At 72.5% G+C, this 23,945-nt stretch carries 20 protein-coding genes and 1 tRNA gene; 13 read left to right on the plus strand and 8 right to left on the minus strand.

Annotated features, from left to right (window positions below):
• Position 1: 1 nt before the first annotated feature.
• Positions 2-2,290: an acyl-CoA dehydrogenase family protein gene (locus BCD48_RS32145; protein WP_071052151.1), complete on the plus strand. Its 2,289-nt coding sequence runs from the start codon at positions 2-4 to the stop codon at positions 2,288-2,290.
• 198 nt (positions 2,291-2,488) lie between these two features.
• The gene (locus BCD48_RS32150) at positions 2,489-3,142 is read left to right on the plus strand and encodes a TetR family transcriptional regulator (protein WP_083419517.1); all 654 of its coding nucleotides are present in this window, start codon (positions 2,489-2,491) and stop codon (positions 3,140-3,142) included.
• Between the two features lie 75 nt (positions 3,143-3,217).
• Here BCD48_RS32150 and BCD48_RS32155 read toward each other — a convergent pair whose 3' ends face one another.
• The 4 genes from BCD48_RS32155 to BCD48_RS54295 form a co-directional block, all read right to left on the minus strand.
• Positions 3,218-4,249, minus strand: a complete 1,032-nt coding sequence (locus tag BCD48_RS32155) for an ABC transporter substrate-binding protein (RefSeq protein ID WP_071052153.1) — start codon at positions 4,247-4,249, stop codon at positions 3,218-3,220.
• The gene (locus BCD48_RS32160; RefSeq protein ID WP_071052154.1) at positions 4,246-5,046 is read right to left on the minus strand and encodes an ABC transporter permease; all 801 of its coding nucleotides are present in this window, start codon (positions 5,044-5,046) and stop codon (positions 4,246-4,248) included. The genes BCD48_RS32155 and BCD48_RS32160 overlap by 4 nt, the downstream gene beginning before the upstream one ends.
• Entirely contained in the window at positions 5,043-5,759 is a 717-nt protein-coding gene (locus BCD48_RS32165) for an ABC transporter ATP-binding protein (RefSeq protein WP_241842162.1), read from the minus strand. Before BCD48_RS32165 ends, BCD48_RS32160 begins: the two co-directional genes overlap by 4 nt.
• Before the next feature lie 226 nt (positions 5,760-5,985).
• A complete protein-coding gene (locus BCD48_RS54295) occupies positions 5,986-7,023 on the minus strand; it encodes a class I SAM-dependent methyltransferase (protein WP_241842163.1) in 1,038 nt (345 codons plus the stop codon).
• A gap of 433 nt (positions 7,024-7,456) precedes the next feature.
• On the opposite strand from BCD48_RS54295, the gene BCD48_RS32175 reads away from it, so the two are divergent.
• The 4 genes from BCD48_RS32175 (at position 7,457) to BCD48_RS32190 (ending at position 12,195) form a co-directional block, all read left to right on the plus strand.
• Positions 7,457-8,449: an ABC transporter ATP-binding protein gene (locus tag BCD48_RS32175; protein ID WP_071052156.1), complete on the plus strand. Its 993-nt coding sequence runs from the start codon at positions 7,457-7,459 to the stop codon at positions 8,447-8,449.
• Entirely contained in the window at positions 8,446-9,411 is a 966-nt protein-coding gene (locus BCD48_RS32180) for an ABC transporter permease (protein ID WP_083419519.1), read from the plus strand. Before BCD48_RS32175 ends, BCD48_RS32180 begins: the two co-directional genes overlap by 4 nt.
• 188 nt (positions 9,412-9,599) lie before the next feature.
• The gene (locus tag BCD48_RS54300) at positions 9,600-11,309 is read left to right on the plus strand and encodes a sensor histidine kinase (protein WP_312624413.1); all 1,710 of its coding nucleotides are present in this window, start codon (positions 9,600-9,602) and stop codon (positions 11,307-11,309) included.
• A 145-nt stretch (positions 11,310-11,454) separates the two neighbouring features.
• Positions 11,455-12,195: a response regulator gene (locus BCD48_RS32190; protein WP_071052157.1), complete on the plus strand. Its 741-nt coding sequence runs from the start codon at positions 11,455-11,457 to the stop codon at positions 12,193-12,195.
• A gap of 173 nt (positions 12,196-12,368) precedes the next feature.
• Here BCD48_RS32190 and BCD48_RS32195 read toward each other — a convergent pair whose 3' ends face one another.
• A complete protein-coding gene (locus tag BCD48_RS32195; RefSeq protein ID WP_071052230.1) occupies positions 12,369-12,824 on the minus strand; it encodes a GatB/YqeY domain-containing protein in 456 nt (151 codons plus the stop codon).
• 158 nt (positions 12,825-12,982) lie between these two features.
• On the opposite strand from BCD48_RS32195, the gene BCD48_RS32200 reads away from it, so the two are divergent.
• Together BCD48_RS32200 and BCD48_RS32205 are read left to right on the plus strand one after the other, a co-directional pair.
• Positions 12,983-13,909, plus strand: coding sequence for a metallophosphoesterase (locus BCD48_RS32200; protein WP_071052158.1), 927 nt, complete (start codon positions 12,983-12,985; stop codon positions 13,907-13,909).
• Between the two features lie 110 nt (positions 13,910-14,019).
• Positions 14,020-14,093 (plus strand) — tRNA-Pro (locus BCD48_RS32205).
• Between the two features lie 335 nt (positions 14,094-14,428).
• On the opposite strand, the gene BCD48_RS32210 is transcribed toward BCD48_RS32205, so the two are convergent.
• The gene (locus BCD48_RS32210) at positions 14,429-16,858 is read right to left on the minus strand and encodes a penicillin-binding protein (RefSeq protein ID WP_491677185.1); all 2,430 of its coding nucleotides are present in this window, start codon (positions 16,856-16,858) and stop codon (positions 14,429-14,431) included.
• A gap of 661 nt (positions 16,859-17,519) precedes the next feature.
• On the opposite strand from BCD48_RS32210, the gene BCD48_RS32215 reads away from it, so the two are divergent.
• Positions 17,520-17,876 carry a WhiB family transcriptional regulator gene (locus tag BCD48_RS32215; RefSeq protein ID WP_071052159.1) on the plus strand — a complete coding sequence of 119 codons (357 nt, stop codon included), beginning with the start codon at positions 17,520-17,522 and terminating at the stop codon, positions 17,874-17,876.
• Positions 17,877-18,290: 414 nt separating this feature from the next.
• Here BCD48_RS32215 and bagB read toward each other — a convergent pair whose 3' ends face one another.
• A complete protein-coding gene (gene bagB / locus BCD48_RS32220; protein ID WP_241842165.1) occupies positions 18,291-19,724 on the minus strand; it encodes an ArsA family ATPase in 1,434 nt (477 codons plus the stop codon).
• Positions 19,721-20,752 carry an ATPase BagA gene (gene bagA, locus BCD48_RS32225; RefSeq protein WP_491677187.1) on the minus strand — a complete coding sequence of 344 codons (1,032 nt, stop codon included), beginning with the start codon at positions 20,750-20,752 and terminating at the stop codon, positions 19,721-19,723. The genes bagB and bagA overlap by 4 nt, the downstream gene beginning before the upstream one ends.
• A gap of 352 nt (positions 20,753-21,104) precedes the next feature.
• Between bagA and sp36 the strand changes: the two genes are divergently transcribed.
• The 4 genes from sp36 to BCD48_RS32245 all read left to right on the plus strand — a co-directional run bounded on the left by sp36 (position 21,105) and on the right by BCD48_RS32245 (position 23,908).
• Positions 21,105-21,272: a Sp36 family protein gene (sp36, locus tag BCD48_RS49920; protein WP_116271738.1), complete on the plus strand. Its 168-nt coding sequence runs from the start codon at positions 21,105-21,107 to the stop codon at positions 21,270-21,272.
• 26 nt (positions 21,273-21,298) lie between these two features.
• On the plus strand, positions 21,299-21,772 hold the full coding sequence (locus tag BCD48_RS32235) for a RidA family protein (RefSeq protein WP_071052234.1): 474 nt from the start codon (positions 21,299-21,301) through the stop codon (positions 21,770-21,772).
• Between the two features lie 280 nt (positions 21,773-22,052).
• The gene (locus BCD48_RS32240; protein ID WP_083419522.1) at positions 22,053-23,021 is read left to right on the plus strand and encodes an NUDIX hydrolase; all 969 of its coding nucleotides are present in this window, start codon (positions 22,053-22,055) and stop codon (positions 23,019-23,021) included.
• Positions 23,018-23,908, plus strand: coding sequence for an MBL fold metallo-hydrolase (locus tag BCD48_RS32245; protein WP_241842166.1), 891 nt, complete (start codon positions 23,018-23,020; stop codon positions 23,906-23,908). The genes BCD48_RS32240 and BCD48_RS32245 overlap by 4 nt, the downstream gene beginning before the upstream one ends.
• Positions 23,909-23,945 lie beyond the last annotated feature (37 nt).

Genomic DNA, 23,945 nt, shown 5'->3' on the forward strand with positions numbered 1-23,945 from the left:
CGTGTCGATCGGCCTGACCGAGGACCATGAGGCGCTCGCCTCGTCCATACGGGGCTTCGTCGCCCGCCACGCCCCGTCCACCGCGATCCGCGCCGATCTCGACGCCTACGCAGCCGGCGCCCCGTTCCCCGGCTGGGACGGGCTGGTCGAGCTCGGCCTGACGTCACTGCACCTGCCCGAGGAGCACGGCGGCGCCGGCGCCGGGTACCTGGAGCTCGCCGTCGCGCTGGAGGAGACCGCCCGCGGCCTGCTGCCCGGGCACCTGCTGCCGTCGGTCCTGACCAGCGGGCTGCTGGCGGCGAACGCGAGCGACGAGGTGCGCAAGCGGACGTTGCCCGCGCTGGCCGCCGGTACTCGGGCGGCCAGCGCGCTCACCGCCGACGGCCCCCGCGCCACCCCGAGATCCGACGGCGGCCATACCGTGTCCGGCGCGACGGTCCCGGTACTGGGCGCGGCCGGCGCCGAGCTGCTCCTGCTAGGGGCGCGCGTTACCGAGGACGGCGCGGGCGCCGCGGGCGCCGCCCGCGGCACCGCCGCCGGCAGCGAGGTGTGGTTCGTCGTCGACGCCGCCACGCCCGGCGTCCGCGTCGAGGCCGCCGACGCGGTGGACCTGACCCGCGGGGTCGCGCGGGTGCACCTCGACGCCGTCGGCGTCGGCGCCGAGCAGGTCGTCGCCCTCAGCACGGAACGGGTACGCACCCTGGCCGCCGTGCTGTTCGCCGCCGAGGCCGTCGGCATCGCCCGGTGGCTGCTGACCACCGGCGTCGAGTACGTCAAGGTACGCGAGCAGTTCGGCCGTCCGGTCGGCTCGTTCCAGGCCGTCAAGCACCGCGCCGCCCGGATGCTGGTGAGAACCGAGACGATGACCGCCGCCGCCTGGGACGCGGCCCGCGCCGTCGAGCAGGGCGACGAGCAGCTCGCGCTCGCCGCGGCCGAGGCGGCGATCCTGTGCCTCGCGGGCGCGACCGAGCTCGGGCTGGAGACCGTCACGCTGCTCGGCGGCATCGGCTACACGTGGGAGCACGACACCCACCTGTACTGGCGGCGCGCCATGACGCTGGAGAGCCTGCTCGGCCCGGTCGCCGCGTTCGAGCACCGCCTCGGCGAACTGGTCGCCTCCTCCGGCTCTGCCTCCCTTGAGGCCTCCGAAGACGCGACGGAGGAGCATTCTCGCGCCTCCTCCGGCCTGACCCGCGACTTCGACCTCGAGCTCCCTGAGGAGGACCCGGCGTTCCGCGCGCGGATCGCCGGGATCCTCAACGAGGTGGCGGCGCTGCCCGACGGCGAACGCCAGAGCCGGCTGGCCGACGAAGGGCTGGTGCTGCCGCACTACCCACGCCCCTACGGCCTCGCGGCCAGCCCCGTCGAGCAGATCGTCATCCAGCAGGAGTACGAGCGGTCCGGCGTGGCCCAGCCGAAGACCGTCATCGGTGAATGGGCGATGCCGACGGTCCTCGCGCACGGCACGGAGGAGCAGAAGCGGACGCTCATCCCCGCCACTCTGCGCGGCGAGATCACCTGGTGCCAGCTGTTCAGCGAGCCGGGCGCCGGCTCCGACCTCGCGGCACTGTCGACCCGGGCGGAGAAGGTCGAGGGTGGCTGGCGGATCAACGGCCAGAAGGTCTGGAACTCCATGGCCGACCGGGCCCACTACGGAGTCCTGCTCGCCCGGACCAACCAGGACGCACCCAAGCACAGGGGCATCTCGTACTTCCTGCTCGACATGCGGACGCCCGGCATCGAGGTACGCCCGCTGCGCGAGGCCAACGGTCACTACCTGTTCAACGAGGTGTTCTTGGGCGACGTCCTCGTGCCCGACGACCGGCTGGTGGGCGAGGTCGACAAGGGCTGGGCGCTGGCGCGCACCACGCTCGGCAACGAGCGGGTCGCCATGGGCGGGATGCGCGAGCTGCGGCTGGACATGCCCGCGATGGCCGCCTCGGGCGAGCTCGCCGCGCGGGCCGACGACGTCCGCCGGGATATCGGCGCGCTGTACGCCCATGCGTACGCGCTGTCCGCGATGAGCCTGCGCGGGACGTTGCGCACACTGTCCGGGCTGCGTCCCGGCGCCGAGGCGAGTGTCGCGAAGGTCGCGGCAAGTTTCCTGAACACCGACGTCGCGACGCGCACGATCCGGTGGTTCGGCCCGGCCGCGGCCAGCGCCGACGGCCCGGGCGCCGCGGCGGTGCACCAGTACCTGAGCGTTCCGCCGCACCTGATCGGCGGCGGGACCATCGAGATCCAGCTCAACGTCATCGCCGAGCGCGTCCTCGGTCTCCCCCGCGGCTGACCGCGACAGCCGGCCGGCGACGTCCCACGGCGCCGCCGGACGGCGTCATTCACCGCCGGGCCGGCGTCACCGGCCATTCCGATAGAACGATGTTTCAGCCACAACCCTGGTCTTGCCCGCATCGGGCACGACTGGGTGCATAGGACAAGATCAAAAATGGTATACGAAATGGAACCCGCTTCCAGGTAGCCTGGGAAGGTGGCAAAAGAGGAGACGCTGCCGCAACCGGTCAGCACGATGACGCCGGCTCAGCTGGCCCGCCGGCGCCGGCTCACGGACGCGGTCATCGAGATGATCGACCAGGTGCCGCCGGACCAGTTGCAGATGCGGGACGTCGCCGAGCGCTCCGGGGTCGCGCTCGGCACGGCCTACCGCTACTTCTCCTCGAAGGACCACCTTCTCGCCGCTGCCTGGGCCGACTGGCAGCGCCGGCTCACCGACCGGGTACGCACCGAGGTCTCCCGCGACCAGTCCCGTGGCGGCGGCAACAGTGGCATCCCGCCGGCCGGCGTCTGCACCCGCGTCACCGCGTTCCTGCACCGCGAGCTGCGGGCCTTCCAGCGGCACCCGAACTTCGCGCGCCTTGTCACCCATGTGGAAGGCTCCAGCGACCCGTTCGCGAGCGAGGAACTCGCCGGCGTCGGCGACAACAACCGCGCCGTCCTCACGGCGCTCATGGAGGACGTGCCACCCGACGTCGCCCGACCCGCCATGATCGCCCTCAACGCCACTCTCGCCTCCGGCCTCGGCGCCTGGACCGCCGGCCGCCTCACCTTCCCCGACCTCGTCCGCCAGCTGGAGGACGTCACCAGGCTGGTCCTCGGCCCCTACGAAAACCCCCGGCCAGCCTGATCCCTCCCGCCCCGGCGGCCGTCCGGTCACGACGCGGGTGGCAGGAACCAGGCAGCCGGCCTCCCCGCCGCCGGGTCAGCTGGCGGGGAGATAGGCGTTGGTGACGACGTCGGCGGCCTTCACGGGCTTGTCGATGAGGTGTTCGGCGGACATCCAGTCGGCGAACGACTGCCAGGCCGCGGTGTCCTGGCGGCCGAAGCCGGCGGCGTTTCGCAGTAGCGGCACGGTCGCGTCGACCATCTTCGGCAGGATCGCCGGGTCGTAGCCGTCGGCCACCGTGGCGATCGTCTTCGCGGCGGCGGCCGGGTCGGCCAGCACGGCGGCGTTGCCACGTGACAGCGCGCCGAGGAAGTCGCGCACCAGTCGCTGATAGGCGGGGTCACTCTTCAGCCGGCTGGCCTGGGCGATGACGACGAGCTCGGCATAGTCCGGCACGCCGGCCTCGGTCACCGGGATGACCGTCGGGTCCAGGCCCTCGGCCGCCAGCTGGACGGCCTCGACGTTGCGGAACCCGCCGAGGGTCGCGTCGACGTTGCCGGTCACCATCGCGGCGAGCAGGTCCTGGCCGACGTCGACCTTCGTCACGGAGCCGCCGTCGACATGGTTGCTGGCGAGAATCGTCGTCAGGAACGCGTCCTGGGTGGCCAGGCCCGCGGTGGCGACCTTCGCGCCGGCGAGGTCCGCGATGGCGCGCACCCGGGACTTGCCCGTGGCCATGACCGAGGTCAGGGCGGTGGGCACCAGGGCGCCGACGGCGACCACGTCCAGGCCCTGTGAGCCGGCGATGACGGTCTCCGGCTCGTAGGAGATACCCAGATCGATCTTGCCGGTGCTGACCAGCTTCGTGGGGTCCGACGGGTCGGACGGCGGCTGGAGGGTGACGTCGAGGCCGGCCGCCTGGAAGTAGCCGGCGTCGCGGGCCGTGTAGAGCGCGACGTGGTCCGGGTTGGGATCCCAGTCCAGCAGGACGGTCGTCTTCCGGGACTTCTCGCCGCCGGGTGCGCCGCTCGTGCCCTGGTCGCCACCACCGCACGCGGACAGGACGAGTACTCCCGCCATCAGCGCGGAGCCGATGCCGATGCCGAATGTCGATCGGTCAGCTCTCATCTGTTGGTGCTCTTCCCTTCGTGAGCCCAGCCGACCAGCACCGTCTCCAAGGCGGTGACCAGAACGAACAAGGCGACGGACATGGCGGACAGCAGGAGGATCGCGGCGAAGACCAGCGCGCTCTGCAACTGTGGGACGGCCTGGCGCATCACGTGCCCGAGACCGTCGGACGAGCCCGAGTACTCGCCGAACACCGCGGCCGTCGACGCATACGCGGCGGACAGCCGCAGCCCGGTGAACAGCGACGGAAGCGCCGTCGGGAGTTCGACCCGCCAGAAGATCGACCAGCGGGTGCCGTAGAGGGTGCGCATCATCCGCCTGAGGTCGTCATCGACGGCCGACAGGCCGTCAAGGGTGGCCACGACGATCGGGAAGAAGCAGAGCAGCGCGACCAGGATGAGCTTCGGCGTCAGCGAATAGCCGAAGATGATCGCCAGAACCGGCGCGATCACGACAACGGGCACGGTCTGCGAGCCGATCAGCCAGGGGTAGAGCGCCGACCGGGCTGTCCGCGAGAAATGCAGCGCACAGGCGATCAGCAGCCCGGCGCCGACCGCGATGGCGAACCCCGTGACCACCTCCGTCAGCGTCACCCAGGTGGCGCTCGCCAGCGTCGAGTCCCAGCGGTCCACCAGCGCATGGGCCACGGCGCTCGGCGCCGGCAGGATGTAGTCCTCAACGCCCAGGACGGCCGTCGCCAGCTCCCACGCGACGGCGATCGCGACGAGCACCACCGCGGGCGGGCCCCAGCGACGAAGGCCCCAGGCGCCGCGCCGGCGGGCCGGACGAGGTGTCACAGGTGCCCCGGCTCGACCGACGCCGATGACCCCTGTTCCAGCGCGGCGAGGACCTCGTCGCGCAGCCCGACGAACTCGGCGGTGGCGAGCAGCTCACGGCGGGAGCCAACCGCGGGGAGGTCTACGGCGACGCGGGCCGCCACCCGGCCGGGACGGGCCGCCAGGACGACGACCTCATGGCCGAGCAGCAGCGCCTCCTCCACGTCGTGGGTCACCAGCACGACCGTGCGCGGCTCGGCCTCCAGGGTGGCGCGCAGCCACTCCTGCGCCTCCGCCCGGGTGATCGCGTCCAGCGCGCCGAACGGCTCGTCGAGCAGCAGGACCTCCTTGCCCGCGACAAACGTGCGCAGAAACGCCACGCGTTGGCGCATGCCGCCGGAAAGCTGCCGGGGGAGGAAGTCCTCGGCCCCTGCCAGGCCGAAGCGGGCGAACAGCGGCCGAACCGCCGCCCGCGCCGCACGGCGCGACATTCCCCGGTTCTCCAGCGACACGGCCGCGTTGGCGAGCGCCGAGCGCCAGGGCAGCAGCAGGTCCCGCTGCGGCATCAGGGCGCACCGGGCCAGCCGGGCCGCGGGACCGATGGCGCCGAGCACGTCGATCACGCCCTCGTCCGGCTCGTCCAGCCCGCTGATCAGCCCGAGCAGCGTGGACTTTCCGCAGCCGCTCGGCCCAACGACCGCGAGCCGCCGCCCGGGCGGAACGGCCAGGTCCACCCGCTCGACCGCGGCGACGTCGCCGTAGCGGCGAGTAACCCCGACCAGCCGGATTCCCTGGTCCTCGCCCGGGCCGGCGCCGTCTGCGGCCGGGTCGGCGCGTGCGCGAACACGGTCCGATCTGGACCTTGGCGCGGGCGAAACCGGAGTATCGCGCCTGCGCCCTGCCATGGTGGCCCGATACAACCCACCAGCGGCATTCTGGGTCAAGCCATGCCGGTGAACGTCACGTTGCGGCCACTCCGCCTCGCCGCATGAGGCGCCTGCCCACGACGAGGACGGTGGCTTCGTGTTCCTCGGAACGTTCGACGCATGCCGTCAGGCCATACCGGCCGGCGACGTCCGCCACGACGGGTGCCTGGTCGACGCTGGTCTCGACGAGCAGGTGGCCGCCCGGCGCGAGCCAGGCACCCGCGCCGGCGAGCACCCGCCGCAGGACATCGAGTCCGTCCGGGCCGCCATCCAGCGCGACGAGCGGCTCGTGCACCCGTGCCTCCGGCGGCATCAGCCCGATCTCGTCGGTAGGCACATAGGGCGCGTTGGCGATCAGGACGTCGACGCGTCCGCGCAGTTCGGCGGGCAACGCGTCGTACAGATCGCCTTCATGGACCTGGCCGCCGACGGGTACGACGTTGCGCCGGGCGCAGCGCACCGCCGCCCCGTCGATGTCGGCGGCGTGCAGCTCGACCTGGCGAGCGGGCGGCGGTGTGGCCGCGCTCTCTGGATCGAGCGGCACCGGACGCGGCGGCGGCACCGGATGCGGCAGCGGCACCGGATGCGGCAGCGAAGCGTCCTCGCGTTCGATCCCGGCGCTGGCCACGCCGAGGCCAGCCGCGACGACGGCGCCGAGGGCGCCCGAGCCGCAGCACAGGTCCACGACCACCGCGCGAGCGGCGCGCGCGGCGCGGCCGGTGACAGCCTGCCTGGCGAGGCCGGTCGCCAGCTCGACGAGGAACTCGGTGCGGCGGCGAGGGACGAAGACGCCGTCCTCGACGACGATCCGGTGGCCGCCGAACTCGGCCCACCCGAGAACGTGCTCGAGCGGGATGCCGGCGGACCGCCGGGCGACCATGTCGGCGAGACCGGCCGGGCCGTCGGCGGACGCGACGAGCAGCGCCGCCTCATCCTCCGCGAAGACACAACCGGCGGCCCGCAGCGTCGCGACGATGCCGGACGCCGCGCCGGCCTCGTCGAAGGACGTGTGGTTGCCGAGGGATGACCCGTCACTCGACGGGCTCAGCCCGCGGGAGGGAGAAAGCGACATCAGAAGCCTTTCGGAGCACCGAAGGGCGCTCGCGCGGCCACCGTTACCTACGAACGGCGTGGCCGTGAGGCGAACGCACCAAGCCTTTTCTGGCGTTGACGGGTCTCACCTCCTCCGGCTGTCGCTGCTGGTCCACAACACTATCCCGGACCGCGGCCGCCCGACTGATTGGCGTCAGGCCGGCTCATGCCCGGAGCGGCCGCCTTTCGGCGCCCGAGTTTCCTTCGGCTCGTCGACGCGAGCCGCGAGCCTGTCCGCGTACCTCTCAAGGCGTATGCCTACGCCTTCAGCCGTATGGCGCGGCGGGCAAAGATCGGCCGCACGGGCGTCGGCGGCGAGCCCAAAGATCCCTAACGTTCTGAGGTGTCCAGCCGGCAGCCGACCATCCGGAACGCGACCGGCGCGGAAAACGACGACAGACGTGAGGTAGACGATGATCGAGGCGCGCGGGCTCACCAAGCGCTACGGCGGGAAGGTCGCCGTCGACAACCTTTCTTTCACGGTCAGGCCCGGTGTCGTCACCGGGTTCCTCGGGCCGAACGGCGCCGGCAAGTCGACGACGATGCGGATGATTCTCGGCCTGGACCGGCCGACCCGCGGCACGGTGCTCGTCGACGGCCGCCGCTACCGCGACCTGGCGTCGCCGGCGCGTCACGTCGGCGCGCTCCTGGAATCCAGGGCGATCCACACGGGACGCTCGGCCCAGGACCACCTGCTCGCCCTCGCGCACACACACGGCATCCCGCGCCGCCGCGTCGACGAGGTCATCGATCTGGTCGGGCTACGGGACGTGGCTCGCAAGCGGGCCGGCGGCTTCTCGCTCGGCATGGGCCAGCGGCTGGGGATCGCCTCCGCGATGCTGGGCGACCCCGGGACGCTCGTCCTCGACGAGCCGGTCAACGGGCTCGACCCGGAGGGTGTCCGCTGGATCCGCGACCTGCTGCGCGGGCTTGCCGCCGAGGGCCGCACCATCCTGCTCTCCTCGCACCTGATGAGCGAGATGGCGATGACCGCGACCAACCTGATCGTGGTCGGCCGCGGCCGACTCATCCAGGAGACGTCGGTCGAGGAGTTCGTCCGCGGCGCCTCCGGCAACCGGGTGCACGTCCGGTCCCCGCAGGCCGGCGAGCTCGCCGAGCTGGCCGCCCGCGAGGGCGCGACGGTCACCTACTCGGCCGCCCTCGCCGGCGCGAGCTCCGCCGCGGCCGCCAGCACTTTCGAGGGCGCACCCGGCTCGGAGGCGGACGCCATCGAGGTGGCGGGCCTGCCGTCGGAACGGATCGGCGAGCTGGCCCGTGCGTACGGGATCGCGCTGTACGAGCTCACGCCACGCCTGGCCTCCCTGGAGGAGGCGTTCATGGACATCACCCGCGACGCGGTCGAGTTCAACACCGCGGCGCCCGCGACCAGCGAGGGAACCCGATGAACGAGACGCACGACCGCCAGTCCCGTGACCGCGCCCCCGCCGCGTCCGCCCTGCCGACCCCGGCCGCGGCGGCATCCAGCCGACAGCCGGGAACGGCCACGCTGGAGCGCGGGGCGTCGGCCCGGTCCAGACGAGGGTCCGCCGCGGCGAGGGCGGGCGACGCCCCGAGCGGCGCCATCGCGGGTGACGTGACGCAGGCGCGGGTGATGCGGTCCGAATGGACGAAGCTCCGGTCGCTCCGCTCCACCCAGTGGACGATGGGGCTGGCTGTCCTGCTGCTCATCGGGCTCGCCCTCCCGCTATGCGTCTCCGCGTCGGAGAACTGGACCGTCGCGGACGTCCAGGCTGGCAGCCAGGACCCGGTGTACCAGTCCCTTGCCGGCCTCCTGCTGGCCCAGGTGGCGGTCGGCGTCCTCGGGGTGCTGACCATGACCGGCGAGTACGCGACCGGCATGATCCGCGCGACGCTCGGCCTGGTGCCGCGGCGGCTGCCGGTGCTGTGGGCGAAGGCCGCCGTCCTCGCCGGTGTCACGTTCGTGGCGATGCTCGTCGCGTCGCTGGTGTCCTTCCTCATCGGCCAGGCCATCCTCGGATCGCACGACGTCGGCGTCTCCCTCAGCAGCGACGGCGCGGCGCGCGCGATCCTGGGCGCCGCGTTCTACCTGACCGCCATCGCGCTGCTCGGGCTCACCCTCGGCGCGCTGATCCGCCACACGGCCGGCGCGGTGACGGCGCTGCTCGGCGCGGTGCTCGGTCTCCCGCTCATCTTCTCGATGTTCGGCGAGCGGTTGGAGTCGGCGCAGCGGTACCTGCCCGCGCTCCTCGGCAACGCGATCTCGTCGACGAGCCCCGCCCGCCTCACCGACCTGGTCTCCCCGGGCAGGGCGTTCGTGATGCTGTGCCTCTACATCGCCGTCCTGGGCGCGGCCTCGGCCTACGTCCTCACCCGGCGCGACGTCTGATCCGCCCGCTTCTCCACGGCGCCCTCGGGGCGTGCGAGGCGACGCCCGCCAGGTCGTCATCGCACGCCCCGGGGGCTTCGTGGGGTCCTGTCTCGGCATCCCCCAATCGGCCCGGAGGGGGCACTATGAGGCTCATGGCGACGTCGAGCCGCGGGACGAGCCGGCCCAGCCCGCCGAATGTGCCCGACGTGCCCGGCGTTGTGTTCGGCCGGATGCGGTACGGCCGGATCGGCCGCACCCTGCGCGCCCATCCCGTTCTCGTCGACACCGCTCTCGCGCTGACGGTCTGCCTCTTTGCGCTGGTACCGCTCACGCTGTCAAGCGGCCCGTCGGCCAGAATGGTGTTGCTCACCTGCGCGGCGGCGGCACCGCTCTGCCTGCGGCGTCGGTACCCGGTCAGTGCGCTCATCGTCTGCGCGGCGGCGTCCTATGCACAGATCCTGCTGTGGGTGCCGTCCTTCGGCACGTTCTCGTCGATGCTGATCGCGTTCTACACCGTGGCGAAATGGTCCCAGCGGCGCGCGATGGCCGGGGCCGCGCTGATCATCACGGTCTGGATCGTCTGGTTCAGTCTCCGGCTTCCCCACGTCCGTGACGTCGACCGGATCGGCGTCATGCTGCTCTTCCTGCCGGCCGCCATCGCGGCGGGAGTTCTCGGCGTCAACGCCAACACCCGGCGCGCGTACGTCGCCTCCATCGCCGACCGCGCCGAACGGGCCGAACGCGAGCGTGACCAGCAGGCCCTGCTCGCGGCGGCGGGCGAACGTGCCCGCATCGCGCGGGAGATGCATGACATCGTCGCGCACAACCTGTCCGTCATGATCGCGCTTGCGGACGGCGCGAGCTACACCCTGCGCGACCTGGTCGCGTCCCACGCGGCCGGCTCGGACCCGACGGCGTCGGGATCCGACTCTCCGACCTCCGCATCGGGCGGTCCGGCGATGCCGGGTCCGCGCGCGTCGGAGCTCGCCGGCGGCGACCGGACCGACGCGGGTCCGACGGCGGGCACCGGCACTGGCACATCCATGGCGGACCCCGCCAGGGTGGATCGAGCGTCTAACGATGATCGGGCGCTGCGGGCGGCGCGGGCGGTCGAGTCCGTGTCGTCGACTGGGCGGGAGGCGCTCGCACAGATGCGCAGTCTTCTCGGCGTTCTGCGGGACAACAGCGGACTCGCCAAACTACCGCCCGTCCACACGAGCGCGCCGGGCCATGGCGTCGCTCCCGTCGGCGCCGCCCGCCCCGCCGCGGTGTACGAGCCGTTCGACGTCGGCGACGTCGGCGACGTCGGCAACGGGTGGGCTGGCGGCGACGCCGCGGTCTCCGGCCGGCTCCCCGACGAGTCGGCGACGGCCCCGCAACCGCGTATCGCCGACCTCGACCGGCTCGTCAACCAGGTTCGCCACGCCGGGCGCACGGTCGGGTTTCTCATCGCCGGCGAGCGGCACGACCTGCCCGCGGATGCGGAACTCACGGTCTTCCGGATCGTCCAGGAAGCGCTGACCAACGTCCTCAAGCACGCGGCGCCGCGGTCTCGCGCGCTCGTGCGGCTAAGTTTCGACCCCGGCGGGGTCGACATAGAGATCACCGACAGCGTTCCCGACCTGGCCGCCGGCACCGCGGACCCGGCGCGAGACCGCCGCTCTCCGGGCCCATCGGACGTGCCGGAACCGGCGAACCCCTATGGCCGCGGCATCCAGGGCATGCGGGAACGTGCCGCGCTGCACGACGGCCACCTGGTCGCCGGGCCGATCGCCGGGAAAGGCGACGGATGGCGCGTCGCCGCTCGGATCAACGCCCCGGCGGCGCACCAACCGGCGAGCGCCGCGCCTTGGGCCGCGAGCAACGAATCCACTCTCGGCGCGGCCCGCGTCGCGTCGGAGCCCTCCGCGCCCTGAACACCACTTCGCCCACCCAGAATCTCTCGAATGCAAGGATGGCGATGATGCCCGCTACCCGCCAGGTCCCCGGCGCCCAGCCGAAGCCCGCGCGACCATGGCGAAGCCCCGCGTGGGCGGAGGCCCCCCGGCAGAAGCAGCCGCGATGACGATCCGAGTCCTGCTGGCCGACGACCAGCCGCTGCTGCGGATGGGTTTCCGGATGGTGCTCGATTCGCAGCCGGACATCACCGTGGTCGGCGAGGCTGGCGACGGCGCCGCGGCCGCGCAGCTCGCCGCGCAGTTGGCGCCCGACGTCGTATTGATGGACGTGCGGATGCCCCGCGTCGACGGCATCGAGGCGACCAAGCGCATCGTGGCCACCGACGGTGCGTCGCGCGTGCTCATTCTGACGACGTTCGACCTGGACCAGTACGTGCTGGCGGGCCTACGGGCGGGGGCGAGCGGTTTCCTGCTCAAGGACGTGCCGCCGGGGGACCTGCTCGCCGCGATCCGCACGGTCGCCGCCGGCGATGCCGTCGTCGCGCCGAACGTCACCCGACGGCTGCTCGACGCGTTCGCGCACCGCCTGCCGGAACCGGAGGCCGACGGCGGCGGAAACACCGGCGCAGGCGGAAACCGGTCGGCATCCGGCGCCCGCGCCGCTGGCGCCGACCGGGTAGCCCGCCTCACCGACCGGGAGCGCGACGTTCTCGGCGAGGTCGCCGCCGGCCTGTCGAACGCGGAAATCGCCGCTCGCCTCGTGCTCTCCGAGGCGACAGTCAAGACCCACGTCGGCCGCATTCTCGCCAAGCTGGAACTGCGCGACCGCGTCCAGGCCGTCGTCTTCGCCTACGAGACCGGCCTCGTCCGCCCTTCGGCCAACCCGCCCCGCCACCCGGACTGACCGCCGCCGACGGTCGACTGCCCGGCACACGACCTGCACACGACCTGCACACGACCTGCACACGACCTGCATCGGGAGCTTGCGCCGGGCGGGGCGCGGCCGCTGACCTGGCAGGGACGGGAGGCCTCGTAGTCGTCCATGCCCGCCGGGTCCCGACGCCGCGCCGACCCGGCCTACGCGGCGAGGCGGGACTTGACCAGGGCGGCGACCTTGCCGCCGTCGGCGCGGCCGGCGACCACGGCCTGGACGGCCTTCATCGCGGGGCCAATCGCCTTCGGCCCCGCGAAACCGCCCTCGGCCAGCGCCTTCTCGACGATCGCGGCGAGCTCGTCGTCGCCGAGAGGCTTGGGCAGGTAGTCGGCGAGCACGTCGCCCTCCGAGCCCTCCCTGGCGGCCTGCTCGGCGCGGCCGGCCGCGGCGTAGGCATCGGACGCCTCGCGGCGCTTGCGCACCTCCCGGGTCAGGACCTTCTCGACCTCGGCCTCGGAGAGCTCGTGCGCCGCCTTGCCCGAGACCTCCGCCTCCTTGACCGCCGAGAGCGCAAGCCGCAGCGTGGACGTCCGCAGCTCGTCCCGGGCCTTCATCGCCGTGGTCAGGTCGGCGCGCAGTCGCTCTTTCAGAGTGCTCATGGTCATCGCAGCCTAGGTCTTGTCAAGTGGTTCGGTCATCTGCATTCTCGCCGCGGCCGGCCAGAAGGTGGGCGCGGCGGGGCCTTGTCCCCATGCCAGATGTCGCCTTGGCTCTCCTGTCGGTCGCGAGGGGTCAGACTGGACCAATGCGAGGGGACATGCCAGGAGGGCGAGCCTTGGCGCTCCGGGCCGTGGCCGCGCTTGGAACGGCTGGCGCTGCCACGGTCGGGTACGGGCTGTACGAGCGCGGCTCCTACACGTTGACCCGGCGGGAGGTACCGGTGCTCGCGCCGGACTCCACGCCGCTGCGAATCCTGCACCTGTCCGACCTGCACGTACTACCGCGCCAGACCGGCAAACTGCACTGGCTCGGCGAACTGGCCCGCGTAGTGCCCGACCTGGTCGCGCTGACCGGCGACGTGCTCTCCCATGCCGACGCGTCCGGACCGCTGCGCCAGGCCCTCGCACCGCTGTACGGGTTCCCGGGCGTCTTCGTCCCCGGCAACAACGACTACCACGTCCCGCGCCCGCGCAGCCCACACCACTACATCCTCGGCCCCGACGAGGCTGCGCCCAAAGGACCTGCTCTGGACTGGCCTGGGTTCGCGAAGGACCTCACCCTGGACTCAGGCTGGCGCGACATGACACATGTTCACGAGGTCCTCGCGGTCGGCGGCCTGCGGCTGGACGTACGCGGCGTCGACGACGCCCGGCTGCGCCGCGACCGGGCCGACCTCGTCTCCGCACCACCCGAGAACGGCGTCGACCTGGCTCTCGGCCTCTCGCACACCCCCGAGCCCCGAGTACTCGACGCGTTCACCGCCGACGGTGTCCAACTGACGCTGTCGGGCCACACCCACGGCGGCCAGATCCGCCTGCCGTTCGTCGGCGCCCTGGTCACCAACTGCGGCCTGGACCGCGGACGCGCCCGCGGCCTGTCCCGCTGGCACGTCGCACCCGAAACCGGCACCGTCCGCTCCTCCTGGCTGCACGTCTCGGCCGGTCTCGGCACCTCCCCGTTCGCACCGATCCGCCTCGGCTGCCGCCCGGAAGCGACCCTGCTCACTCTGGTCCCCGCCAGCTAGCGCGTCACCGATCCACCGGTGGCGACCCCACAGATCACGTCGGACGGATTCTCCGCGACCGGATCGCCGCAGCCCCGCGCCTGTCGGGTATGCTGACCATCGTTGAGCGCCGGGGTGTGGCGCAGCTTGGTAGCGCGCTTCGTTCGGGACGAAGAGGCCGTGGGTTCGAATCCCGCCACCCCGACCGTGGCGGGTCCTCCTGGTCGCTGACCGTTGGTCAGCTTCCCGGGGGGCCCGCAATGTCTGCCCAGGGGGATGACCCCCTGGAACCCCCACAGTCAGGGGGCTCCGCCCCGACACCCCCCGCTCGCGCTGCGCGCATCGTTTTCGGGCTTCCGTTCTGGGTGCTGGCCGGGCTCGCGCTGCGCGCATCGTTTTCGGGCTTCCCGTTCTGGGCGCTGACCGGTGGGCAGCTTTCCAGAGAGACAACTGCCCGGGCTCGCGCTGCGCGCATCGTTTGCGGACGTGGTGTGGGGTCCGCGGGGGACCTGGAGCACGTGTGGGTGCGGGGGCGGGTTGCTAGCGGTTGAACGGGCCACCGAAGGGGCCGTTGCGGCCGTCGCCGTTGCCGTTGCCGTCGCCGTTGCCTGGGTTTATGGGGGTGGACTGGGCGATGATGCCGCCCGAGGCGTAGAGCGTGACCGGCTGGTTGATGGGGACCTTTGATCCGCTGGGTGGGGACTGCGCGATTACTACGCCGTTCGGGTCGCCGGCGACCGCGGCGGCGAAGCCGGCCTGTTGCAGGATGTTGGCGGCGGCGGCGACGGACTGGCCCGTCACGTCCGGCACCAGCGCCATCGGGACCACCGGTTGGGTGTTGTCCGGGGGCGGTAGCTGTTCGACCGGCAGCTTCATGCCGTCGAGGGTCCGGGTCATCGTCCGCGCCCAGATCTTCGTCGGCAGGTCGCCGCCGTAGACGTGTGCGTAGCCGAGCACGTTGGTCAGGTGGTGCGTCGACGGGCCCCGCGGGTCGGCGACGGTGACCGCGGTGGCCAACTGGGGGACGAAGCCTACGAACGAGGCCGTGCTGAAGTCCTCGGCGGTCCCGGTCTTGCCGGCGGCCGGCCGGCCGATGCGGCCGTTGCCGGTCGCGGTGCCGCTGTTGATGACACCTTCGAGCACCGAGGTGACGGTGTCGGCGACCTGCGGACTGAGCACCTGGTCACAGTCATCGGGCTTGCTGTAGTCGAGCAGCCGGTCCGCGCCACCGACGCGCCGCGTGATCGAGATGATGAACCGCGGGTCGCAGCGCTTGCCGTGTGCCGCGATCGTCGCGTACGCCGTCGCGAGGTCGAGGGTGCTGATCTCGTTGGAGCCGATGACGAACGACAGGTCCGACGAGCCGACGCCCTCCTGGCCGTGGCAGGGCGAGTCGCTCTGCAGGTTCGACGTCTGTTCCCGCACCCGGCATGAGCTGACGCCCAGCCGGCGGGCCATCTCGGCGATCTTCAGGATGCCGACCTGCTGTGCCAGCTGGAAGTAGTACGTGTTGACCGAGTGCCAGGTCGCCGTGGTCAGCGAGTACAGACCGGCCTCGTTCGGGTCGGCGTTGGAGAAACAGGTGCTCCCCTCCGGGGGCTTGATGGGCGGGGGAGCCTGGTAGCAGGCCGGCGACATGAACGTCGTCGACAGCGGCATGCCCTTCTCCAGGGCCGCGGCCAGGGCGAACATCTTGAACGTCGAACCCGGCGAGAAGGACGTCTCGTTGGTCGGGTAGACCTGCCTCGTGTGGATGAAGTCGCCCGTCGTCGCGGGGGGCTGACCGTCGGTGGGGTCGCCGTAGTCACGGTTCTCCGTGAGTGCCAGCACGTTGCCGGTGCCGGGCTGCACGGTGACGACGCCCGCCGCGACCCGGTTGCCCGGGGGGACGACCTCGCGAGCGGACGAGTCCGCGGCCGCCTGGGCGGTCGGGTCAAGCGTGGTCCTGATGGTCAGGCCGCCCTCGAACAGCAGCTTGCTCGCGGCGTCCCTCGTTGGCGCGAACGTCCGGTCGTCGAGCAGCATCTGACGGACCTGGAAGCAGAAGAACGGCGCCTGCGAGTCGGCGCACGCGTCGGCGGAGTGCGGCGGCTGGTCGAGCGTCACCGGCGCCGCCTTCGCCATCATGAGGTCGCCGCCGTTGATGTGCTTGTGCTCGAGCATGGCGTCCAGGACCATGTTGCGCCGTTGCGCGGCGATCTGTGGGTGCAGCACCGGGTTGTATGCCGTCGGGTTCTTCACCAGACCGGCGAGCAGCGCCGCCTGCGGTAGCGACAGCTTCTCGGCGTCCACGTTGAAGTACCGTTTCGCGGCGGCCTGGACGCCATAGGCCCCATCGCCGAAGTAGGCGATGTTCAGGTAGCGCTCGAGAATCTCGTCCTTACTGAGGTGCTGCTCAAGGTAAAGCGCGTACCGGGCCTCGCGCAGCTTGCGGTCGACGGTCTGCGCGGTCGCGGCCTTGCGCTCCTCCGGGGTTGTCGCCCCCTGCAGCAGCACGTTCTTCACGTACTGCTGGGTGATCGTCGAGGCTCCCTGGGTGACCTCGCCGCTTTCCCTGTTGGCGAGATAGGCGCGGATCATCCCCCGGTAGTCGACGCCGGAATGCTCATAGAATCGCGCGTCCTCGATGTCGACGATGGCGTTTCGCATCACCTGCGGCACCCGGGACAGCGGAACGACCTCGCGGTACTGCTCGCCTACCAGGGTCGCGATTACGTTGCCGTGCGCGTCCAGGATCTTCGACGGCTCGACGAGCGGGGTGACGGTGAGGTTTTCCGGAAGGGAGAGGAAATCGTCGGCCCCGCTCTTCGCCGTGAGGCCGACAAGGCCGACCACCGGCACGGCGAGCAGCGCGACGACCACTCCCGCGGCGATGCTCGCGAACATTGCGCCAGCCAGCCGCCTCGCGATGACGGCCCAGCCCCGGCGCCCCCGGCGGGGGGCGCCCGCGGCGCTCACGCGCGTGCCCACATGGTGTCGGAACCTCCGTCCGCCCCCAGCCCGATCCCCCACGGATCCACACCGCTTGCCAAGTGACGCCCGACGGACGCATCGTTCCACCCATATGCGAACCACAGGGCGAGCGCGCTGTCTGGAGGCAGCGGGGTGAGGGTACCTCGTGAGCACCCCCAGCCTATGGCTGGCACGGGCGGGCGGGCGAGCACCATCGTCCGCCGGCTGACGGCGCTCGGCGGCCTGGGGCCGCCCGTTCGGCGCGCCCAACGGGCGCCGGGCGAGCCGGCGCCGGGCGGCGGAGACCACGCGGCCTGTCAGTGCCTGGAGATGGCGCACGTGTCCAGGCCGGTCGGGCGCGAGGAATCGCTGGTGGCCGCCGACGAGGCGGTACGGGGCCGGCGCGAGTCGCGCGCCGAGGAACCGAACTGGAGGTGGTCTGGTCGAGAAACGCACAAGACACGAACGAGGCGGCGCTGTCATCCGGATGACATGCGGATGTCATCAACAGCCCTACAGTCTGGGTGCGCATCAATGGCCCGGACTAGTCATACCGATAACCACCCGAGTGGGGTCTGTGCCGTGGCCACGTCACTCCGTACGGTTTCGCACGACGCCAACGACGCCACGTCACCCGCACGGGTCCCCTGACCACGGTCTCTCTCGAAAGGCAGGTGGCATGACCAGAAGCCCAACCCCGACCGTCACCACTGCTCGTCGTGGCGGCACTGCCAGTCTCGTCAGCAGCATCGCCGACGGTGACTGGACGGCCCTCGCGGCGTGCCGGGAAGTCGACCCGGACGAGTTGTTCGTCCAGGGTGCCGCGCAGAACCGGGTCAAGACCCGCTGCTTCGGCTGCCTGGTGCGTACTCAGTGCCTGGCGGACGCCCTGGACAATCACGTGGAGTTCGGTGTCTGGGGTGGCATGACCGAACGGGAGCGCCGCGCACTGCTTCGGCGCCGGCCGGATGTCCGCTCCTGGAGGAAGCTCCTCGCGGACGCCCAGGCGGACCACCGATCCAGTTCGGTCGGCTAGTCGCTCCCCGTTCCCGGCCCAGCCCTTCCCGACCGGAACCCGGCGCAGCGTCGCGCGCGGGATCCCGGTTGACGCCCGCCCGAGCACCTCGGTAACGACGGGCAGGACTCGCGTTGCCGCCCGCCGCGTCCGCGGCCTCCGGTGGCCCGCACCGTCCGGCCCTCCGCGCCCTCAGCACCGCTTGGCGCGCCGCGTGGCCGACGTGTCATGCACATTCGCGCGCTGACCCGGCCGACGCGGGCGCGACCACGGGCGCGAAACCCAGACGGCCAGGCACGGCGACGAATGCCGTGCTGGCCCCGCTCGCCGCGGGGCGCGCATGCCAGTGCCCTCGCGCATGGCACGGACCCAGCGCGTAGCACAGGCCTTTCAATCGGACAATCGCCCGTTCGAGTCATCCGGGCGGTAGGGTGTTCAGCTCACTCGGGCGAGACGTTCATCACCTGCCAGGGCATCCCCGATCTCCCGGAGACCGGCCAGGTCGTGAACGTCCTCGGCCAGCGCCTCGACCTCGATGAGCGGGGTGTCCGGATGGGCCGAGGTGAACCTCTCCCGCAGTCGCGCCTCCCGCTCGGCCAGCCGCAGCCGGTCCGCATGCACCCGCAGCACGGCCGCGGCCAGCGGGTGCTCCCCGTGCTCGGTGAGGTTCTCGGCCGCCGCGAGGCTGCGCTCCGCCGTGAGCGACCGGCCGTCGCTGTGATGCATCCGGTTGACCACCAGTCCGGCCAGCGGCATCCCGTCGGTCTCCAACCGGTCGACGAAATAGCTCGCCTCGCGCAGGGCGGCGACCTCCGGCGCCGCGACCACGACAAAGGACGTTCCCGGAGCGCCCAGCAGCCTGTACGTCTTGTCCGCTCGCTGGCGGAACCCGCCGAACATGGTCTCCAGCGCCGAGACGAACTGGCTGACGTCGGTCAGCAGCTGAGCGCCGATAACCTTGGTGAGAACCTTCGTGAACATTCCGAAGCCGACGCCGAGCACCTTTACGTACGCCCGGCCGCCGGCCTTCGCGGGCATGACCAGCAGCCGCAGCAGCCGGCCGTCCAGAAATGCCCCGAGCCGGCTCGGGGCATCCAGGAAGTCCAGCGCGGAGCGGGTCGGCGGAGTGTCGACGATGATCAGGTCCCAGTCATCGGCCGCATCCAGCTGCCCGAGCTTCTCCATCGCCATGTACTCCTGCGTCCCGGCGAAGGAGCTCGACAGCGACTGGTAGAAGGGGTTCTCGAGCAGTTGGCTCGCGCGTTCCGGGGTCGTGTGCGCCAGGACGATCTCGTCGAACGTCCGTTTCATGTCGAGCATCATCGCGTCGAGCCGCCCGCCGGCCGACAGGTCGACGCCCATCACCTCGCGCGGGGTGTTGTCCAGCTCGGTCAGGCCCATCGACTGCGCGAGCCGGCGCGCCGGGTCGATGGTCAGCACGACCACCGACCGCCCCTGCTCGGCGGCGCGCAGCGCGAGCGCGGCGGCGGTGGTCGTCTTGCCCACCCCGCCCGACCCGCAGCACACGATGATCCGCTCGCTCGCGAGCATGCCGTCCACGTCCAGGCGGGGCACCCCGCCCGGCTGTGGGCGGACGCGGGCCCGGATCGTGGGCACCTTGGCGGCCGCGGCGGCTCCGGAACGCGCGCCGTCCTTCGACAGGCCCGCCCCCTTGGGGGACTTCGGCCCCTGTGCCGGCTTCGGACCAGACTGGTTCCTCGCGCGCGGCGAGGCCGCCGAGCTGGGCGGCCGCTTCGAACCGGGCGAGGTCTTCCTGGCCCCCGCGGCCCTGGCCTCGCTGGCCGGCGCCTGCCCGCTCCCGTTCTCGTTCGTGTTGTCGTGCGCGCTACCGCCGGTCGCCGGCGTCATCCGACCATCCGCTGCGCCCGCAGCATCTCCGCGAATCGGTACAGCATTCCCATGTCCATCCCGTCCGCCGCCAGCGGCAGCTCGTACACGGGCCGGTCGAGCGCCGCCACCTCGACCCGTTGCGCCGCCTCCAGCGCCACCCGTTCCGCGTGCTGCGCGGCCTCCCTGGCGAGCTCGGCGACCAGTTCCGCGGTCGGCTCGAGGCCGGCCTCCTTGATCCCGGCCGCCAGTTCCTCCCCGTCGAGGGTGCCGGCGCGGGCCGCGCGCAGCTCCTTGGCGCCGAGCAGCGGCGGGCGCACCATGTTCACCACCACGCCGCCCACCGGCAGGTCCGCGGCGCGCAGCTCGGCGACGGCGTCAACGGTCTCCTGGACCGGCATCTCCTCCAGCAGCGTCACCAGGTGCACGGCGGTCTGCCCGGAGTGCAGCACGGCGAGCACCCCGTCGGCCTGCGCGCGGATCGGCCCCATCTTCGCCAGGCCCACCACCTCGCGCGCGACGTTGAGGAACCGGGTGATCCGGCCGGTCGGCGGCGCGTCCAGGACGACCGCGTCATAGGCGAGCCCGCTCGGCCGGGTGCCGTCCGGCCGGTTCACCGCTTCTTTGATCTTGCCGGTGAGCAGGACGTCGCGCACGCCCGGCGCGATCGTGGTGGCGAAGTCGATCGCGCCCATCTTGCCCAGCACCTTCCCGGCGCTGCGCAGGTTGTAGAACATCTCCAGGTACTCCAGCAGCGCCTCCTCGGCGTCGACGGCGAGCGCGTACACCTCGCCGCCGCCCGGGGCGCTGGCCACCTTCCGCTCCCGATAGGGCAGGGGCGGGGTGTCGAAGACCTGCGCGATCTGCTGGCGGCCCTCGACCTCCGTGAGCAGCACCCGCTGCCCGCCGGTCGCCAGCGCCAGCGCCAGCGCGCTCGCGACAGTCGTCTTCCCGGTGCCACCCTTGCCGGTGACCACATGTAGCCGGCGCCGCCACGGGCCGGCGGGCTTCTCGCCTTTTCGGTCGCGTTCCGAGGCCGTCACGGCCACGACCGTACCCGCGCCAGCCCCGCTGTTCGCCTCGGCGCCACCGCCTCCTCGGACAATCCTGATCACACCTCGGCCGGTATGGGCTGCCAGTCCTGACATCCAGCCACGATCGACCGGCGACAAACACACTGGTCAGCGGGGAGCTCACGACGCCGGCGGCGCCCGGTGCGGATCGACGCAACGGATCGACACGGCGGATCGACACGGCGGGCCGTCGCCTAGGCGACCTCCCGTGGATCGCGAAGTGCCGGACTTCACCGATCCGCGCGCGCCTGCCGGATCGGTCCGTTCGCGATCCGCGAGGACCCCGGCGACGGTGGCCGGCGGGGGCCGGCTACTAGAGTTCGTGGCCATGCAGAAGTGGGAGTACGTGACCGTCCCGGTGCTGATCCACTCCACGAAGATGATCCTGGACAACTGGGGCGAGGACGGCTGGGAGCTGGTGCAGGTCGTGTCGGGGCCGAACCCGGAGAGCCTGGTCGCCTACTTCAAGCGGCCGAAGGGCGAGGCCGCCCCGTGACCGGGGGGCCGGCCTCGGACGACGTGGTGACCACGCCGACTGGCCGGTTGCGCGCGCTGGGCTTGGAGCTTCCGCCAGTGCCGGCCCCGCAGGCGAGCTATGTGCCGGCGGTGCGTGACGGGGACTGGGTGTGGACGGCGGGGCAGCTGCCGCTGGTGGCCGGGAAGCTGACCGAGACAGGGCTCGTCGGCGCCGAGGTCAGCCCCGAGCGGGCCGCGGGGCTTGCCAGGATCTGCGCGCTGAACGCGCTGGCCGCGGCCGCCGAGGCGGCCGGTGGGCTGGACCGGATCCGCCGGATCGTCAAGGTCGTCGGGTTCGTCGCGAGCGCGCCGGGCTTCACCGGCCAGCCGGCGGTGATCAACGGTGCCTCCGACCTGATCGGCCAGGTGTTCGGTGCGGCCGGACGCCACGCCCGGTCCGCCGTCGGCGTGGCCGCGCTCCCGCTCGGCTCCCCCGTCGAGCTGGAGCTGGTGGCCGTCGTCGAGTCCGACGAGGGGTAGACGAGCCAGATCGTCGGCCTCCACGGCTCAGGCCGTGATGGCTCGACTCGCCCGCCGGCCTGCCCCATCCACTACGTGTTCCCGGCCTGGTACCCAGCTGTGACCGTTGGGCCCGCCCAGCGGCGGGGCCAGCCGCCCCAGCCCAGATCAGGGGCATGTCGCCCGTGCGGTCTCTACCATCGGACAGGTGGTTGATCACGGACCTCCCAGATCGACTCCGCAAGCTCCGCCGATCCGGCAGGAACCCCGGGCCGCGCTGGTAGCGCAGCTTCGGCGGCCGATGCCGCTGTCCTCGCCGCGGGGGGTGATGGCCGCGAACGCCGGCACGCCGGCGCCGCTGCGGCACGCATCCACCGTGGTCCTGCTTCGCGACACCCCTGGGGGCCCGGAGGCCTACCTGGTGAGGCGCGCCCGGACCATGGCCTTCGCCGGCGGGGTGTTCGCGTTCCCCGGCGGCCGGGTGGACCCTGCCGACAGCGGTTTCGAGGTGCCCTGGGCCGGCCAACCGATGGCCGAGGTCATGAGCACGCTCGAGCCGGACGCCGCGCTGGCCCGCGCGCTGGTCCATGCCGCCGTGCGGGAGACGTTCGAGGAGTGCGGCGTGCTGCTCGCCGGCCCCGCGGCCGCCGGCGGGGCCGAGCAGACCGGCGCCTCGGCCACGCGGCCAGCGCCTCTCGACCCGGCCGGCCCCGCCTGGGCGGCGGACCGCGTGGCGATGGAGCGCCGCGAGCTCACGCTCGCCGGGCTGCTGGCACGCCACGGGCTCGCGCTGCGGGCCAACCTGCTGGCACCGTGGGCTCGCTGGATCACGCCGGAGGTCGAACCGCGCCGCTACGACACCCGGTTCTTCATGGCCGCCCTGCCGCCGGGCCAGCTGCCCGGCGAACTGTCCGGCGAGGCGGACCGGATGCTGTGGATGCATCCGGCGGACGCGCTCGAGCGGCACGCGGCCGGCCGGATGGCAATGCTGCCGCCGACCGCCTGGATGCTCTCCGACCTGCTGGGCTTCGCGAGCGTCGCCGAGGTGCTCGCGGCGGCGGCCGGCCGTACGATCACGCCGGTCATGCCGAAAATCGTGATCTTCGACGACGCGGTGCACTTCCTGCTCCCGCACGACCCCGAGTACGCGACCGCCGGGCCGCCCGCCGACCCGGTGAACGCCTCCGCGATCATCGCGGCGGCGACCATCGGCGCAAGCGGCGGCGAGGACGGGCCACCGGCCACGGCCGCGGGGCGGGAGCGGCCATGACCGCTGGCACCCGGCCGAGCCGCGACCGCCGGCCCGCCGCCCCCACCGGTCAGGCGCGCGGGGAGAACCAGGCGGCGCCGCGCCAGCCCCGCCAGGTGAACCCGCTGGCCGCGCTGCTACTCGCCCCCAACCCGAGCCCGATGACGCTCGAGGGCACCAACAGCTGGATGCTTCGCGCCCCCGGCCACGCCGGCTGCGTCGTCGTGGACCCCGGCCCCGACGACGAGGGGCATCTCGCCGCGCTGGCCGCCGCGGGACCGGTGGCCACGATCCTGCTCACGCACGGCCACCCGGACCACAGCGAGGGCGCGGCGCTGCTGCACGAGCTGACCGGCGCACCGGTCAGGGCGCTGGACCCGGCGCACCGCCTCGGTTCGGAGGGGCTGGTCGAGGGCGACATCGTGGCGGCTGCCGGGATCGAGCTGCGGGTGATGGCGACGCCGGGCCACTCGGCCGACTCGCTGTCGTTCCTGCTGTTCGGCGACACCGCCGGCACGGCGGTCGCGGACGGCGCGCCGCTCGCGGTGCTGACCGGCGACACGATCCTCGGCCGCGGCACGACGGTGGTCGCGCACCCGGACGGCCGCCTGGCCGACTGCCTGGCGAGCCTGCGCCGGCTCGCCGAGCTGCCCGAGGGCCTCGTCGTCCTGCCCGGGCACGGCCCCGAGCTGCCCGACGCGCGCGGGGCGGCGGCCTACTACCTCACGCACCGGGCGCAGCGGCTGGAGCAGGTCAGGGCGGCGCTCGCCGCCGCCGGCGTCGGCCCGGCCGAGGCCACCCCGCGCGACATCCTCGAGCGCGTCTACGCCGACGTCGACCGCGTGCTCTGGCCGGCCGCTGAGCTGTCGGTCCGCGCCCAGCTGGACTACCTGCGCGACCAGGGCTGACCCCCGGCTACCGCGGCTGCCCGGCGGCCGTTTCGAG

This window comes from Pseudofrankia coriaricola, assembly GCF_001854805.1.
Taxonomy (GTDB): Bacteria; Actinomycetota; Actinomycetes; order Frankiales; family Frankiaceae; genus Pseudofrankia.